The 15582-nt window shown below is 65.5% G+C and carries 17 protein-coding genes; 12 read left to right on the forward strand and 5 right to left on the reverse strand.

The annotated features are described in order from the left end of the window. The first annotated feature begins 5 nt into the window (after window positions 1-5). The 6 genes from RW112_RS14875 (at window position 6) to RW112_RS14900 (ending at window position 5160) form a co-directional block, all read left to right on the forward strand. The gene (locus RW112_RS14875) at window positions 6-1013 is read left to right on the forward strand and encodes a tripartite tricarboxylate transporter substrate binding protein (protein WP_317782516.1); all 1008 of its coding nucleotides are present in this window, start codon (window positions 6-8) and stop codon (window positions 1011-1013) included. A gap of 31 nt (window positions 1014-1044) precedes the next feature. After that, complete coding sequence (locus tag RW112_RS14880) at window positions 1045-1674, forward strand: methyltransferase (protein ID WP_317782517.1); 630 nt, start codon at window positions 1045-1047, stop codon at window positions 1672-1674. A 21-nt stretch (window positions 1675-1695) separates the two neighbouring features. After that, window positions 1696-2484, forward strand: coding sequence for an NAD(P)-dependent oxidoreductase (locus tag RW112_RS14885; protein ID WP_317782518.1), 789 nt, complete (start codon window positions 1696-1698; stop codon window positions 2482-2484). Window positions 2485-2565: 81 nt separating this feature from the next. Then, a complete protein-coding gene (locus RW112_RS14890) occupies window positions 2566-3903 on the forward strand; it encodes a TRAP transporter large permease subunit (RefSeq protein WP_317782519.1) in 1338 nt (445 codons plus the stop codon). Window positions 3904-3916: 13 nt separating this feature from the next. Beyond that, on the forward strand, window positions 3917-4174 hold the full coding sequence (locus tag RW112_RS14895) for a hypothetical protein (protein ID WP_317782520.1): 258 nt from the start codon (window positions 3917-3919) through the stop codon (window positions 4172-4174). Further along, window positions 4171-5160 carry a cyclase family protein gene (locus RW112_RS14900; RefSeq protein ID WP_317782521.1) on the forward strand — a complete coding sequence of 330 codons (990 nt, stop codon included), beginning with the start codon at window positions 4171-4173 and terminating at the stop codon, window positions 5158-5160. The genes RW112_RS14895 and RW112_RS14900 overlap by 4 nt, the downstream gene beginning before the upstream one ends. Window positions 5161-5177: 17 nt before the next feature. Here RW112_RS14900 and RW112_RS14905 read toward each other — a convergent pair whose 3' ends face one another. Together RW112_RS14905 and RW112_RS14910 are read right to left on the reverse strand one after the other, a co-directional pair. After that, a complete protein-coding gene (locus RW112_RS14905) occupies window positions 5178-5915 on the reverse strand; it encodes a VOC family protein (protein WP_317782522.1) in 738 nt (245 codons plus the stop codon). A gap of 60 nt (window positions 5916-5975) precedes the next feature. Next, entirely contained in the window at window positions 5976-6515 is a 540-nt protein-coding gene (locus RW112_RS14910; RefSeq protein ID WP_317782523.1) for a TspO/MBR family protein, read from the reverse strand. 356 nt (window positions 6516-6871) lie between these two features. Between RW112_RS14910 and RW112_RS14915 the strand changes: the two genes are divergently transcribed. The 6 genes from RW112_RS14915 (at window position 6872) to RW112_RS14940 (ending at window position 12159) form a co-directional block, all read left to right on the forward strand. Further along, window positions 6872-7900: a TerC family protein gene (locus RW112_RS14915; RefSeq protein WP_317782524.1), complete on the forward strand. Its 1029-nt coding sequence runs from the start codon at window positions 6872-6874 to the stop codon at window positions 7898-7900. Beyond that, window positions 7897-8223 (forward strand): winged helix-turn-helix domain-containing protein, encoded by a 327-nt coding sequence (locus RW112_RS14920; RefSeq protein ID WP_317782525.1) that lies wholly within the window; start codon window positions 7897-7899, stop codon window positions 8221-8223. Before RW112_RS14915 ends, RW112_RS14920 begins: the two co-directional genes overlap by 4 nt. Before the next feature lie 148 nt (window positions 8224-8371). Beyond that, window positions 8372-9256 (forward strand): aminoglycoside phosphotransferase family protein, encoded by an 885-nt coding sequence (locus tag RW112_RS14925; protein ID WP_317782526.1) that lies wholly within the window; start codon window positions 8372-8374, stop codon window positions 9254-9256. Between the two features lie 58 nt (window positions 9257-9314). Further along, the gene (locus RW112_RS14930; RefSeq protein ID WP_317782527.1) at window positions 9315-10793 is read left to right on the forward strand and encodes an HNH endonuclease signature motif containing protein; all 1479 of its coding nucleotides are present in this window, start codon (window positions 9315-9317) and stop codon (window positions 10791-10793) included. Window positions 10794-10859: 66 nt separating this feature from the next. Beyond that, a complete protein-coding gene (locus RW112_RS14935; protein ID WP_317782528.1) occupies window positions 10860-11570 on the forward strand; it encodes a hypothetical protein in 711 nt (236 codons plus the stop codon). A 211-nt stretch (window positions 11571-11781) separates the two neighbouring features. Next, complete coding sequence (locus tag RW112_RS14940; protein WP_317782529.1) at window positions 11782-12159, forward strand: GAF domain-containing protein; 378 nt, start codon at window positions 11782-11784, stop codon at window positions 12157-12159. A 977-nt stretch (window positions 12160-13136) separates the two neighbouring features. Here RW112_RS14940 and RW112_RS14945 read toward each other — a convergent pair. From RW112_RS14945 to RW112_RS14955, 3 genes are all read right to left on the reverse strand, one after another. Continuing rightward, window positions 13137-13964 (reverse strand): PRC and DUF2382 domain-containing protein, encoded by an 828-nt coding sequence (locus RW112_RS14945; RefSeq protein WP_317782530.1) that lies wholly within the window; start codon window positions 13962-13964, stop codon window positions 13137-13139. Window positions 13965-14609: 645 nt separating this feature from the next. Beyond that, the gene (locus RW112_RS14950) at window positions 14610-14921 is read right to left on the reverse strand and encodes a putative quinol monooxygenase (RefSeq protein ID WP_317782531.1); all 312 of its coding nucleotides are present in this window, start codon (window positions 14919-14921) and stop codon (window positions 14610-14612) included. Between the two features lie 80 nt (window positions 14922-15001). Beyond that, the gene (locus tag RW112_RS14955) at window positions 15002-15475 is read right to left on the reverse strand and encodes a GNAT family N-acetyltransferase (protein ID WP_317782532.1); all 474 of its coding nucleotides are present in this window, start codon (window positions 15473-15475) and stop codon (window positions 15002-15004) included. Window positions 15476-15582 lie beyond the last annotated feature (107 nt).

Consider the following 15582-nt stretch of genomic DNA (forward strand, 5'->3'; position numbering starts at 1 on the left):
GAACCATGTTCACCCGCTCACGCATCGCCGCTGCCTTCGCTGCAGCCACCCTGATCGCACTGACCGGCTGCGGCGCCAATGCCGGATCCACCAACGCTGCCGCCGCTGACGACTTCCCGAAGAAGGGCAAGTCCATCGACCTCGTCGTCGCCTTCTCCTCTGGCGGCGCCGTCGACACCGCCGCCCGCCTCATCCAGCCGATTTTGGAAAAGGAGCTCGGCACCAACGTTGAGGTCGTCAACAAGCCGGGCGCAGGCGGACAGATCGGCTACACCCAGCTGACCAGCGCCAAACCTGACGGATACACCATCGGGGCGACCGGTTCGCCGTCCGTCGTGGTCTCACCCCTGGATCCTGCCCGGGGCGCCAAGTACACCCGCGAGAGCTTCCAGCCGCTTGGCCGGCAGGTCATCGACCCCACCGTCATCGCAGTGCAGCCGGACAGCCCCTACAAAACACTGAAGGACCTCCTCGACGCGGCCAAGGCCAACCCGAAGTCCATGACAGCCAGCACCACCGGATTGCAGACCGGTGAACACTTCGCCCTGGCCCAGATCCAGGAAACGATCGGCGCCGAATTTGCGCCGGTGCACTTCTCTGAAGGCGCATCGCAGGCCACCACGGCATTCCTGGGCAAGCACGTGGACATCCTTGTTGCCAACGTCAGCGACGTGACGGACCTGACCAAGCAGGGCAAGGCCCGGGTCCTGGGCGTTATGACCCCGGAACGCGCACCCTCGCTGCCGGACGTTCCCACGTTCCAGGAATCAGGCTACGACCTTGTAGCCGGGACCGCCCGTGGCTACTCCGCCCCGGCAGGGCTCCCCGATGCCGTAGCAAAGAAGCTCGAGGCCGCCATTCAGAAGGCCATCGAGGACCCGGCCGTCGCGCAGAAAATGACCGACCTCGGCCTCCAGACCAGCTACCTCTCCTCGGAGGAGTACAAGCAGTTCTGGGCCGCGCAGGAGGAGGACTTCAAGAAGGTCCTCCCGCTCGTCCAGAAGACCGACTAACCCCCGCACTCACTCCACGGAAGAAATCACCATGACTACCCCAGCAATTGACACCATCGACGCCGACTTTCCCCGACCCGACAGGGACGTCGTGGAACGGCTCGCCAAGCTGCCCGCTGCCAACATCGGTGACGCCATGGACCGGCTCGGCGTAGCGAACTCAGCGATCCAGGCCATCTGGCCGGGAGCCCTCCTCGCCGGGCCCGCCTTCACCGTCTGGACACGGCCGGGAGACAACCAGGGCATCCACCGGGCCCTGGAGCTCGCGCGGCCCGGGGACGTCATTGTTGTTTCCGGCGGCGGGGATGAATCCCGCGCCCTCCTCGGCGAACTCATCGGTGAGCGGGCGATCAACCTCGGCATCGCCGGCTTCGCGCTGGACGGTGCAGCCCGCGACGCGGAAGCCCTCGCGGAGATCGGCATGCCGGTGTTCGCCCGGACCACCACCCCGGCTGGCCCCTACAAGAACGGACCCTTCCGCCTTGGAACGCCGCTCGCCTTTGGCGGCGTCCCCGTCCTTCCCGGCGACGTGATCATCGGCGATTCAGACGGCGTAGTTGTGGTTCCCCGCGAGCAGGCAGCTGCCGTCGCTGAGGCGGCGGAAGCAGTCTTCGCTGATGAAACCAACCGCCGGCAAGCCATCGTCGCGGGCCGCCGCTAAAGCAAGAAAGACAGAGAAATCATGACAGCGTGCACCGTTATCGGCCTCGGCGAAGCCGGAGCCACCTACGCCGCGGCACTCACCGCCGCCGGCCACACGGTCAGCGGGTTTGATCCCGTTGCCCCATCCACTCCGGCCGGCGTGAGCCGTGCAGCGACTGCCGCGGAAGCCTGCGCCGGCGCCGACATCGTCCTTGTCCTGACCGGAGCTGCCGCCGCGCGAAGCGTCGCACAGGAATGCCTGCCGGTCTTGCAGGAGGGCAGCTGCTACGCGGACTTTACGTCATCCTCCCCGGGCGTCATGCGCGAACTCGGACAGCTCCCCAGCAAGGCGGAATTCGCCGACGTCGCCATCCTTGGACCCGTGTCCGCGCTGGGAGAAAAGACACCCCTGATGGTGAGCGGGCCCGGGGCTCAGGCCCTGGCTGATCTGCTGGCACCGCTCGGTGTCGACCTAGCAATCACCGAGGGGGAGCCCGGCGCTGCCATGGCGCATAAGCTCCTGCGGAGTGTCCTGATGAAGGGCCTGGCCTCGGTGGTTGTCGAGGCCGTCACCGCGGGGCGGGCGGCAGGGCTTGAAGAGTGGATCCGGGCCCAGATCGCGGGGCAACTGGCCGGCGACGGCCAGGCGGTCATCGACAGGTTCCTCGTTGGTACAGCCAAGCATGCCCAGCGGCGCTCGAAGGAAATGCAGGACACCGCAAGCTACCTTGCTGACCTCGGGGTACCGGCCGAGATGACCGCCGCCTCGGCCACAGCCCTGTCACGGATGGCCCAGGAAACGGTGCCAACGGCTCCGGCCTTGCGCTGACCCCGTCATCAGGAAGAATCAGGGACAAGAATCAACGATGAACTTCCCCGCAGCAGTAAATTCCCCGTCAGGAGCGGCACCATGATCGGCATTTGGGCCCTTGCAGCCTACCTGGCCGTCATCCTGCTATGGACAACACTGGTCAAGCGCAGCGTCGGGGAGGCCATGATCCTCGGATTCCTTGTGGTGCTCCCGTTCACCGGGACCTCCGCGGCGCAGATCGGCGGGGAAGCGCTGATGTCGGCCATGACGGACGAAATCGTCTACGCCACGATGGCCTTCGTCTTCATGGGATACCTGCTGGACAAAACCGGGGTGCTGGACCGGCTCATCGACCTGCTGAACTCCCTGATCGGCGGCGTAAAGGGTGGTCCCGCCTGGGTCTCGACGGTAGCATCGGCGGGCCTCGGCGGAGTCGTCCATAACCAGGCTGCCATTGCCGCGACCGTGGGCTCCGTGACCATCCCCTGGATGGAGAAATCACGGCTGGACAAGCAATCAGCCGCCACGCTCGTCGCGGGAAACGCCGGAATGGGCATCACCTTCCCGTTCAGCGCGTCGATGTTTGTGCTCGTTGGATCCGCCACCGTCGGGCCCCTGCTGAACGTCAACGAGCTTGTCCTGCCCCTGCTCATCGGGGGACTGTGGTGCTTCCTGCACCGGCTGATCGTCACCTGGCTGCTGATCCGCAAGAGCGGAATGGCACCCCTTGATGCTGCACACCGCCTGCCCGTCCGGGCGGCATTCAGCCGGGGCTGGGCCACGATGCTGTTGTTCGTTGTGGTTGCTATCCCGCTGGTCATCACCTCCGGGGCCATCGCCGCCGCCTTGTCGGACTGGACAGGCGGGGACGTCGCCAAGTCCGTCAGCGTCATCGTCTGGATCCCGGTGGTCCTCATCATCACGGGCGCGGTGCTGGGCAGGAAGCAGTTGCCCGGCACCGGCCGCGCATGGTGGGCACTGCTGCAGAATTCCGCCCCGAGGTTCGGCGTCGTGGGCATCACTGTGGTCTTCGCCTTCGCGGGGGCCAATGCCCTCGCCGCCACCGGCCTGCCCCAGCAGATGACGGCCCTGCTCAACCAGCTGGACCTGCCACTGTGGCTACTGGCCATCCTGATCGGGCTGATTGTCATCGCTGTCGCGGCCCCGTTGTCGGCAACGGCCACCATGGCCGCCGTTGGAACGGTAGGCGTCGCCACACTGGTTGCCGCCGGTGTTCCGGCGACCACCGCGGCCGTCGCGGTGCTGGTTTTCTCCTCCTGCGAAGCGGCTGTCCCGCCCGGGGGCGCGCCGCTGTATGTCGCCTGCGGCATCGCAGATGTGGACCCGATCAAGACTTTCGCCCGCCTGCTCACCCACTACGCCCTGCCGCTGCTGGGCATCGGTGTGCTGATCATCGTCGGCGTCCTGCCGATCTAAGGAACCCAGACCAATGCATCAGATCAGACGGACCACCGAGGTCATCTTCGTCCTGACCCTCGGAGCCCTCCTCCTCGGCGGAGTGGTATTCGTGGCCGGCCAGGCACTCGCACTGATCGCAGGCGAAGGAACCTGGCTGGAATTCATCAATGAATCCATCAAGTCCCCCATGTGCATCGCCGCCTCCGTCTGCGCGGTCGCAGGATTCCTCCTCAGCTACAAGCCCCACCAGAAACAAGGGCAGACGCGCCAGGAAGCAACCACGCGATGAACGTGAACACCTACGGCGGAACCTACCCGACCTTCACCGAACTCCTTGACCGGGAGGGAAGACTCGCAGGCACGTCCTGGGGACTGTTTCCCGAGCCGGACCGCGGAACGCCCTCCTTCATCACACAGGACGCCATCCTGGAAGCCAGAAAATCCATCAGGACCGGCGCAGTATTCGGCCTGGACTACCCGGCCGACGCCTTCGACCCCGGAATGTCACTGAAACGCGGCGCTCCCCGGCATACCATCTACTCCTCCCATCCGGCCCACCGCGATGACTACCTGGACGGCTACTACCTCCAGGGATCCACCCAGATCGACGGGCTCAGGCACCGCCGGGCCGACGATGTCGGCTTCTACAACGGCACCCCGGATGGCCGGGTAAAGGAGGGCACACCGGATCTGGGAATCCAGGAATGGGCAGAGAATCCCATCGTCGGCAGGGGAGTGCTGGTTGACCTCGACGGCTACCGCACCGGCCAGGGCTCTCCGATCGACCACGAGGGAGGAGAACCGCTCAGCCTGGATCTGATCCAGTCAGCCTTGACCGCCCAGTCAGTCAGCATCCGCCCGGGGGACATCCTCATGCTCCACACCGGCTGGTGCGAATGGTTCCTGGGGCTGACCGCCAGAGATAAAGAGCAGACCCGCGATGGCCGGCGCGCCACGGGGATTGCCCAATCGGAGGAATTCGTTGCCTGGGCGTGGGACAACAGGCTTGCGCTTCTCGCCGCCGACAATTTCGCCCTCGAATGCCTGCCCGTCGTGCCGGGTAGCCCTTTCCTCAACTCCGCCCCGAACGACCGCGGCATGATGCACCAGCAACTCCTCGCCAAACTCGGCCTGCCGCTCGGGGAGTTGTGGCGGCTTGGACCGCTCTGCCGGCACATGCGGACCACCGGCAGCTGGGACGCCTTCATCAGCATCAAACCGCTCAACATCACAGGAGGCACGGGGTCGCCCGCTAACGCCACCTCGGTGGTGTGAAACGGGGCTAAGCAGCGTCAGCGCGGGGCGAGGACGCAGAACTCGTTGCCCTCTGGGTCGGCGAGGCATACCCATGGCACATTGCCTTGCCCGACGTCGGCGACCGTGGCGCCCAGGGCCCGCAGCCGGGCCACCTCTGCCGCTTGATCGTCGCCGGGGTACGGCATCAGGTCGAGGTGGATACGGTTCCACACGGTATCCTCGCCGGGCGTACGGAGTAGCTCCAGGTACGGCCCGACACCCGAGGGCGAACGCAGCCTCGCATGGTCGTCGGTCACCTCGTGGAGGCTCCAGTCAGTAGCCTCGCTCCAGAACCGTGCCATGGCCCGCGGATCCGTGCAGTTGACCACCACCGTGGCGATCGGCCCGGTGTCCCGGTAGATCTCCCGAGGCTCCAGCACACAGAACACATTGCCCTCCGGGTCAGCCAGGACCGTCCACGGCACATCACCCTGGCCCACATCTGCGGGCGTTGCACCGAGCTCCAACAGTCGCGCGACCAGCTCCGCCTGATGCGCCTCAGAAGTGGTAGCGAGATCGAGGTGCGCGCGGTACCTCACCGTTTCGGGGTCCGGGACGGTGACGACGTCGACGCACACGGCGGCGGGGTCCGGCCAGGCGAAGCCCACGGGTTCAACATTGGTCACACCGGGTCCCTCGCTGGAAACACCCCAGCCGAGCGCCTCCGCCCAAAACCGGCCCAGCGCTGAGTCATCCCTAGCTTTGAAATTCACCTGAACAAGTTGCAACGCCATACCGCCAGACCCTACCCGAGTTGATACCCGATACGGGAGGCCGCTAGTTGTTCAGGGCCGCTAGTTGTTCATGGCCGCGTACAGGTTCAGGCTGGCCGAGAACACCAGCCACGAAACGTAGGGCAGCATCAGCACCCCCGCCGTCGTACTGATCGGTCCGAAGTGCAGTACTGCAAAGGTCGCGATCACGGAATGGACCGCGATCACCAGCAGCGCCAGCCAGAGTGCGGCGGTACCCATCACCGGGTACATGCCGAAGAACACCAGCGGCCACGACAGGTTCAGCAGCAGCAGGCCGCCATAGGCCTTGAGCGCCTCCCGGCGCGGGGAATGCCGCTGACGCCACACCAGCCACGCCGCCACCGCCATGGCTGCGTACAGCACCAGCCACACAGAGCTGAACATCCACCCCGGCGGCGTCCACGGCGCCTTGTCCGCAGCCGCGTACCAGGCGCCGTTCATCCTGATCGGCAGCGAGCCCAGCGCCGAAACAGTCCAGGACGCCGCCAGAAAACCGAGGAGGGCCGCAATCTGCCGCCGCCGCGGCCGTGTGCCGGGGGCGGGAGTGCCCGGGGAGCTATGTTCAACGTTCAAGAGCACCGACTTACTGTGAACAACCGCGGGCCTTCCCGTCAAACCACGACGGCGGGACCGCCCGCCGTCGTCCGCTCACCGTCCGCCCGCCGTCGTCCACCCGCCGCCGTCCGCCCGCCGTCCGCCCGCCGTCGTCCGCCCGCCGTCGTCCGCCCGCCGTCGCGCTCCGCACCTTCCCGGACTGGCAAAACTCACCCATTGTCCCAACAGGTGAAATGTGTTTCACTATTTCTCACGGAGGGGAGTATCCCCTGAATGTTCCGTCGTCAGTCCGGTCGTCCCTGAACGGCCCGGCGGGACAGGTCCCCAGGGACCGGGAAAGACCTCCAGTTGGTTGAACTGACTGGAAGCGGGTTTCACTGATGAATGTTCCCCTCTGGGCCTGGCTGGCCGTTCTTGGCGTCATTGTCCTCATGCTGGCCGTGGACCTTTTCGCGCATCGCCGGGCGCATGTGATCGGGGTCCGGGAGGCGGCCGTGTGGTCAGCTGTCTGGGTGGCCTTCGGAGTTGGTTTCGGCGCCCTGGTGTGGCGGATCTACGGGGCGGAGTTCGGCCAGCAGTACTTTGCCGGCTACCTGATCGAGAAGTCCCTCGCCGTGGATAACGTGTTCATCTGGGCCATCATCTTCACGTACTTCGCGGTGCCCCGGGAGTACCAGCACCGCGTATTGTTCTTCGGTGTGCTCGGCGCCCTGGTGTTCCGGGGCATCTTCATCGCCGCCGGCTCCGCGATCATCGCCAGCGCCGGGTGGGTGTTGTACCTGTTCGCAGCTTTCCTTCTCTACACGGGCTACCAGATGATCCGCCACCGCAATGAGCACCTGGACCCGGAGAAGTCGAAGGCCCTGGCGCTCTTCCGCCGTCGGGTGCCCATGACGGAGAACTTCCACGGCCAGCGGTTCCTGATCCGCAGGAACAGCGCACTCCTTGCCACCCCGCTGCTTGCCGTCCTGGTCCTGGTGGAGGTCACGGACATCATCTTCGCGGTGGACTCCATTCCGGCGATCTTCGCCGTCACCGACGAAGTCTTCCTGGTCTTCACCGCCAACGCCTTCGCCATCCTGGGGCTCCGCGCCATGTACTTCCTGCTGGCCGACCTGATCCACCGGTTCATCTACCTCAAGATCGGACTCGCCTTGGTCCTGATCTGGGTGGGTATCAAGATGCTCCTCAAGATCGACGTTTACTACATCCCCACCCCCGTATCCCTTGCCGTCATCGCCACGATCCTCGGCGTATCCGTGGCGGCAAGCCTCTGGGCCACCCGCGGGCAGGGACGCCACGCGCTCCCGGCACCGCAGAACCCGCCCTTCGGGACCGCCTCGGATGAGGAGATCGACGCCCTGGAACCCTTGTGGCGGCGCCCTGGTAAGAAGCCGATCCGGACATGAACCTGGACGAAGCGCCCCTGCCTGGCCCGCCCGCCTCCGGGCGGGCAGGCTGGACCTTCCTCACCAACCACGGGCACGTGCTGCTGTCCGTGGCGGCCGACCCGGACATCCGCGTGGCGGACATCGCCGACAGGGTGGGCATCACGCCACGGGCAGCGCTCCAGATCCTCAAGGACCTCGAAGACGGAGGCTACGTGCACCGCACCCGGGTGGGACGCCGCACCCGCTACAACATTGAGCCGCACCGGCATTTCCGGCACCCTACCGAAGCAGCCCGGGAAATCGACGGGCTGATCCGCCTGTTTGCAGAGCCGTCACCGTAAGAACGCTGCCCGTCCTCCAACGCGAGCGGACGACGGCGGGAAGTCCCGCCGTCGTCCGCTGCCCTTTCCCCGCGGTCCGGGCAGTTCTGGCCCGCAAGCGTGTCAGTCATAGACTTCATCGCAGAACCAATGGAAGGCGGATCACTGAATGGCGGGAATGCCACCGGCCACGGTGGAAGTGAGTGACGCCGCGGTCCAGCGTCTCGTCCGGGAGCAGCGGCCCGACCTCGGTGACCGTCCTCTGACGCGGGTTGCCAATGGCTGGGACAACGCGACCTTCCGGCTCGGCGACGACCTTGCCGTCCGGCTGCCGCGGAGGACGGAGGCCGTTTCGCTGATACTCCATGAGCAGCGCTACCTTCCGGACATAGCCCGCCGCTCCCCGGTGGCCGTTCCTGTCCCCGTCCATGCCGGCCGGCCGACGTCGGACTTTCCCTGGCCGTGGAGCATCGTGCGGTGGGTACCCGGAGCCGCCGCGGCCGACGTCGGCCCGGCAGGCCGTGGCCCGGCCGCCGAAGGCCTGGCCGAATTCCTCCGGGCCCTCCACGTGCCCGCCGAAACCGGCGTCCCGGTGAATCCTTTCCGCGGTGTGCCGCTGACGGACCGTGACATTGCGGTAGTGGAACGGCTCGGGGACCGCGAACGCTACCCGCAGGCTGCAGCACTGAGAACGGTGTGGGCGCAGTCCCGTGCCGCTAAAGCCTGGGATGGTCCGGCGATGATGCTCCACGGGGACCTTCACCCGGCCAATATCCTGCTGGCGGAGAGCGGCTCCCTGGCCGGCGTCATCGATTTCGGCGACGTCGGGGCGGGGGACCCGGCTGTTGATCTCGCGGCGGGATGGCTGATGTTCGACGCCGGCGCCCGCCGGCGCTTCATGGGCGCCTTTGGCCCCGCAGTGGACGGGGACACCTGGATGAGGGCCCGGGGCTGGGCCCTCATCCTGTCCACAGCCATGCTGAGCAACTCGGACGACAACCCGCGGATGTTCGCCGTGGGAGAGTTCGGCATCAGGCAGATCCTGGAAAGCTGACCTTTGCCCGCAACCTGAAGCGGCGTTTATTGTCGGTGCCTGCTGGGATGCTGTGGGTATGGATAGCAGGGCAGTTGCGGAGACGGTGGAGGCCATGGAGGCTTCCCTTGCTGCGTTGGCTGCTGTGGCCGGTCGCGGGGCCGGGGATGGTGCCGTGGCTGGTGCTGATCCTCTTCGGGATGAAGCGGACGCGTGCCTGGACGGTCTGGGCGTGGCGGGCCGGATGGAAGCCATGCTGGCCGGGTTGAAGGTGCATTTCGCTGCGGGGTATGCCCGCGCTGCCGCCGCCGTGGCGGTCCCGGCTGTTTCCCCGCAGGAGTGCACCGCCCGGGAAATGGCGGTGACGGCAGAGGTCGCCTGTGTCCTGACGGTGAGTGAACGGTCTGCGGCGGCATTCCTGGCGGAGTCGGCCGCGCTGACCACGTCCCTGCCGTTGACGCTGTCTGCGCTGGGGTCAGGGAGTATTTCGTGGCAGCACGCGCGGGTGATGTGTGATGAGACCGCCAACCTGGACACGGGTGGTGCTGCTGCGTTGGAGGCGCATTTCCTGGACCCGGACGCTCCGTTTGCTGCGCGTGGCTGCCCGGCGGGGGAGCTGGTGCCGGGCAGGTTCCGGGCGAAAGCGCGCAGTTGGCGTGAGCGGCACCATCCGGTGAGCATCGAGGAGCGGCACCGCAAGGGCGTGGAGGACCGGCGGCTGGAGTATGTCCCGGACCGGGACGGCATGGCCTGGCTTTCGGCCTACGTGGCTGCGGATGTGGCAGCGGGTGTGTGGTCCCGTGCCACGGAAGCGGCGCGTGCCCTGCAGGGGCCGGCGGAATCCCGGACCCTGGCCCAGTTGCGGGCGGACGTTGCTGCTGACTGGCTGCTGGCGGGGGTGGTGGAAGGTATCCCGTCGCCGAGGGCGCAGGTTTTGGTGAGTGTTCCGGTGTTATCGCTCCTGGGCGCAGGCGAGGAACCGGCCACGCTGGATGGGTATGGTCTCGTGCCGGCGAGTATGGCCCGCCGGCTTGTCGGGGATGGCGCAGAGTCGTTCCTGCGGGTGCTGACCGATCCGCGGACCGGGGCGCCGCTGGAGATCGGACGCGAGAGCTACCGGGTTCCGAAGGCGATGCGTCAGTGGCTGCGGCTTCGGGACGGCCGGTGCCCCTTTCCGGGCTGTAACAACTTTTCCCTGGATAATGAAGCGGATCATCTGCTGGCGTGGTCCGAGGGAGGCGGCACCGGGATCACGAACCTGGCCCAGCCATGCCGGAGGCACCACCGGCTCAAACACACCACGGCGTGGAAACCGGTCGGTGCGACCCGGGACCAGCCGCCGGGCTGGATCTCACCGGCGGGGCGCTCCTATCCGAGCGGCCAACCGGACTGGGAACCGCCACACTGGCCCGACCTTCCCGGCCACGCGGGCGACGACCAAGACCGGGAACCGCCTGACTGGCTGAATGTCCTTGCCAGTGCCGCCGGTCTCGACGAGACCGGGCCGCCACTACCGGTGGATCCCTTCCCTGACTGGGCACTCTTCCTCGCGGCGTAAGGGTGGACGGCGTGCACCGGACCTTATACTCAAGAGTCCAATCCGGACGGCCTAAGTGGGGGAGACATGGACGACGGAACTATTGTGCGTGCACAGGAAACGCAGGGCTTGCCGCCGGTGTACCTGGAAGTGCCGCACCACTCCGGATTGCAGGGCGCTGCGGCATCCAAACTCCTGAACACCGGGCTCACTGCGACCGAAGCCCTCATCGTCTCCGAACCAGCCCCCGTCCAGTACGCCACGAGATCGCAGAAGCGCACCCGGGATATCTTGGGTGTTACGTGGATCCTGGCCTGTATTGCCGCAGGCGTGATGCTTGGCATTTACGGCGACGCGGCAGAGGGACCCAATCCGGCGGAAGCGGACTGGGCGCTTGTGGTTCTAGGAATCATCGCGCCCTTCGCCGTCGTCTTCAGCTTCTACCCGCATTGGCAGGGATGGCGGCACAAAAAGCTGCACAAGGCCTGGCTTGCCCGATTCATCGCATCATGGCCGCTGCGCGAAAAGCTGGCGAGCGTGGAGAGCATTCCCGATGTGTGGCAGCGCATCACGGTGGGCACCATGGCTGACACGCTTGCGGCTGATCGTGAGGCCATACTGCTGCAGGGCGGCGGTGCCTCCGGAGAAGCCGCCCGGCTGCTCATCGACGCCCTTGCCGCCCTGGGCACCTATGCCCGGGCTGTTTCCTCGGATCCGGAGTTGCAGTCGGCGGCCCAGCAGGCTGTTGACCGGTTTAGCGAGCTGGCCGGACGACGGCGGGAACATCTGCCGGAATAGCGGATCACCTGCTACCGGCACCGGTCTCCCGCTCCGCGCAAGGCCGATGGACGGGCCGGATTGCGCGGCGCGGACTTATGCTTTACCTACAGGTTTTGCAGTGAGCCGGAGCGTCTTGATTCGAGCGTGGAACATGGCCGAAGCTACCCCGTCGCACATTGCAGCGGAACAACCCGCTGATTTCCACTCTGCCATCTTGGACACTCCCGGCGTGCATCAGTTCCTTAGCGAGGCCGCGCAGGTATTCATGGACGACGTCGGCGGTGCGGCCCGTGATTTCCAGTGGGCCATCGCGCTCCTCGTCCGGGGCGACGTCCGGAACTTTGCGTCGGGCTCGGCCAGGGCCAGGGAAATCGACGCGTTGCAAAGCCTGTTCGAGGACGGTCCTGCCCGGGCCGCGGTGGCGAGTTCGGAATTCGTTCACATTCCCGATACCGCCCTCGATGGCCGCTGGTCCGGGTACTCTGCTGCCGTTGCCAGTCAGGGCGTGGGATCGGTGCTGTCCGTGCCCATGATTGTTGAGTGGGACGTCAGGGCTGCGCTGACGCTTTACAGAACCTCTGCCCACGCGTTCACAGCGAGGATGTAATCCGGGCGGTTGAAGCAGCGCGACGCATAACCAAACTATGTCAGCTGTTGCTGAAGCTTGGGTTGAGAGTGGGTGCCGTCATCACCCAGATTCCGCTTTCCATGATTGAACTGGACGTGTGGTCCTTGATCCGCGAGTACGGCCTGACAGAGGAAACGGCCATGCGGTACCTGCAGGCAGTGGTGCATCATGCGGCACTAGGTTCCGCGCCAGGTACTCCGGCCGACACGGCGAGTGCGGCCCCGCCAGCCGTGTTGAGTTACGGGCACGCAGACTCTTTGCGGGACCCCCATCCTTATCCAAGGACAGGGTGAGGCCTCGGATGGTTCTCTGCTTCGCCGCAGAGCAACGGGACCGGCCCCGTGGGGGCCGGTCCCGTTTGCCATCTTCGAGGCCCGCGCTTCCGGACGTTCCGGGTAGTCTGCGTTGCCCGTGGGCGGATTGTCCGGGCTGGTAGCGGCCGCCGCCTTTATAGCGGATTGACGTCTGCGCCACAGCATCACTCCGCAAAAAGCCGCTGCCGCCGCGACTCCTGCAGCCCACCACCGGTAAAGCGATTGCGCCCCGCCTCGGGTTGCACCCTTGGCGGGCTCGGTGGTTAACGCCGCAGCCTTAGGCGTGATCCTCGTGATCCCCTCGTGTACACGGGGGACGACGGCTTCGACTCCGCCTGCCAGTTCGTCGGCTATCGCACGAAGGCTGGCTTGGATTCGGGGGGACGCGGCCTCGATGCCGCTGTCGAGCCCGGAAAGCGCCCGCTGCAAAGCCGCCTCAATTCCAGGTGTGGCCCACTCCCGCCCCCTGGCCAGTTGAGTGACGAGGCTTTCCTGAAGCTGGCGGGCCTGGGCTATGCGGGCGGTCTTTTCTGACGTGTGCATTGGAACCTCCACGGTCGGACAGTGTTGGGCAGACCAAGTGATGAGGGGCAGAGTGCCAAGCCACGAATCTGCATGGGCCTTGGCACTCTGCCTTAGTTCTCAGCGGCGGTCGTCGCGCAGACCGTCAGTTTCGATGCGCTCCTTGCGCACCTCTTCATCAACTGTGACCTCGTCGGTCACTGTGTCCTTGTTGAGCCGCACGCGCTCTACCGGAACGGTTTCCTTCTCGACCACGGGCCGTTCCTCGTGGAGGACAACCTCGTGCTCCTCTTCGCTGATGTCGGGCCCGCTCATGGCAGCACCGGCATTGGAATCCGTGATCGGTTCGCGTTCGATCCGAACTTCTTCGCGCTGCACCGGAACGGTCTGCGTGACGTTCTCGGTGGTCACATACTTACGCAGCCTGGCCCTGCCGGTGGTCTGCCGCTCGGTGCCGACGTTCAGGCGCTCCTCGGAGCGGGTCATGGCGTCGTCCGTCGTGGGACCTGACGTGTCACGGCCCACCGTGCCGCGGTCCTCCGAGTCTTGCCGGAATCCCGTGCCGGCCTGGCCTTCAGTGCCGGGAAAATCCGCGCTCCGGCCGGTATCTGCCTCTGTGCGGCCCCTTGCTCCGTTGAGCTGGTAGTGGCGGTAAAGGCGCTCTTCTTCCGAGGGCTCGAGGTGCCCGTCAGTGTCCACCCTGGGGGCGTCCTTAACCTGGTCCTTGCTGTAGGGAAGAACGATGTTGTCGCCGTCGACGCGTGCCCCCTCGAGTGGTACGAAAGACTCGGACGTGCCGAACAGACCCGTCTTGACGGTAACCCATGTGGGCTGGCCGCTGTCGTCATCGGTATAGATCTGGCCGATGGAGCCGATCTTGTCCCCTTCGGTGGACAGAACCTTTCCATCGCGGGTCAGCAGGTCGTCGATATGTTCCTTGGCGAGCATGGTGTCTCCTTGGAGTATTTCGGTGAAACGGGGATGACAACGCCTCACTGCAGGACATTGCACGCCACTACAATAAGCACGCTTACTATTCGCTTGGCAAGCATGCTTACTAAATTTTTTGGCGCACGACCAGAGGGATATTCGACCTTGGGGACGTGCTGGAAAGCGTGGTTACCGTCCCTGGTTAGTTAGTGGGAGCCGGCTAAGTCGGCGGGAAGCGCGAACCACGGCACAACAAAATGCCGGTTACGCCTCGATGGTCACGCCGGGCCAGCACAGGCGGCCGCCGTCGTCCGTGTCCTACTCAGGCGAGTGGCAGAAACACTGACCCCGATCGCACTGTGTGTCGTAAGGTCCCACGAACGTGTAATCAGCAGGAGGATCGGCGTCCTCGGAACGTGAAGCGGCAGTCTCCTGGGCATTTCCGGAACGTGATTTCACGGCTCATTCCCCAACTTAGGCTCAATGGCCGCCCCAGATACGAGCCAAAAATGTTTCCCTTAACGGGACGTTGGAGCCAGCGTACGACCCGCACGTTTCCGCTGCCGATCCACGCCGTTTCGCCTGTGTTACAAGGCAGCACTTAACGAAAGCGGACGACGGCGGGAGGTCCCGCCGTCGTCCGCTGGCAGGTGTCCGGTACTGCTAGAGCGCGCCCTGGTGGGGAGTCCCGGCGGGGATCGGTACCAGTCGGGTGACGTCCACCGGCTTTGCCAGCAGCCCGTCGAGTGAGGCGTTGAGGCGCTTGACGGCGTCGCCGGCACCGTGGGCGTCGAGCAGGTCCGCGCTTTCCCATTTTTCAATCATCATGATCTGGCCGGTGGGCGATTCATGGATGGCATAGAGCAGGCATCCGGGTTCTTCGTGCACTTCAGCAATGGCGGGGGAGAGGGCGGCGACCACCTGGTCGTAGGCGCCCTCTTTCGGAGTGAATTCTGCGGTGACAATGATGGTCATCGGGTGTGTTTCCTTATGCGTAGATGAGATTGAAAGTGGCCTGAACTGCCAGCGTACGGCTGGCGGGGTGGCCCTGGCGTTTAAAGGCGGAGTTCCATAAAGACGCTGCTTGGATCCAGGACGTAGCTGCCAAAGGGAGGGCACTCGGTGAAGCCGTGGCGGACATAGAGCCTCCGTGCAGGCGCGAAATAGTCCTCGGTTCCTGTCTCGAGATAAATGCGCTCGAAGTCCCGGGTCCGGGCCACATCCAGGATGTTCCTGAGCATCAGGGTGGCCACGCCTCGCCCCCGCGCGCTCGCCGTGGTGCGCATGGACTTGATTTCTCCGTGCCTCGCTGAGCCGTCTTGGGAATCGAGGTGCTTGAGCGCGCCGCACCCCAGGAGCACGCCGTCCTCGCGGGCCGTCCAGAACGTGATCGACGGGGTGGACAGTGCGGAATGGTCCAGCGCGTGCACACTTTCCGCCGGCGAGGTGGCGAACATGTCCGCCAGGTGCTCGCTCAGGAGTTGGCTGACATCCCCCCGCGCGGGGTCATCTTGGTCAATGTGAATCATCGGCTCAAATTTACCGGGCTGCCGAGCCCGTACGAAAGTTGCCCTTGCCGCCGCCGTTGTGGTGGCCGCCCAACTGCGCCACCATGATCGTATGGATGCTGAAACAC

Source organism: Arthrobacter sp. B10-11 (assembly GCF_033142195.1).
Taxonomy (GTDB): Bacteria; Actinomycetota; Actinomycetes; order Actinomycetales; family Micrococcaceae; genus Arthrobacter; species Arthrobacter oryzae_C.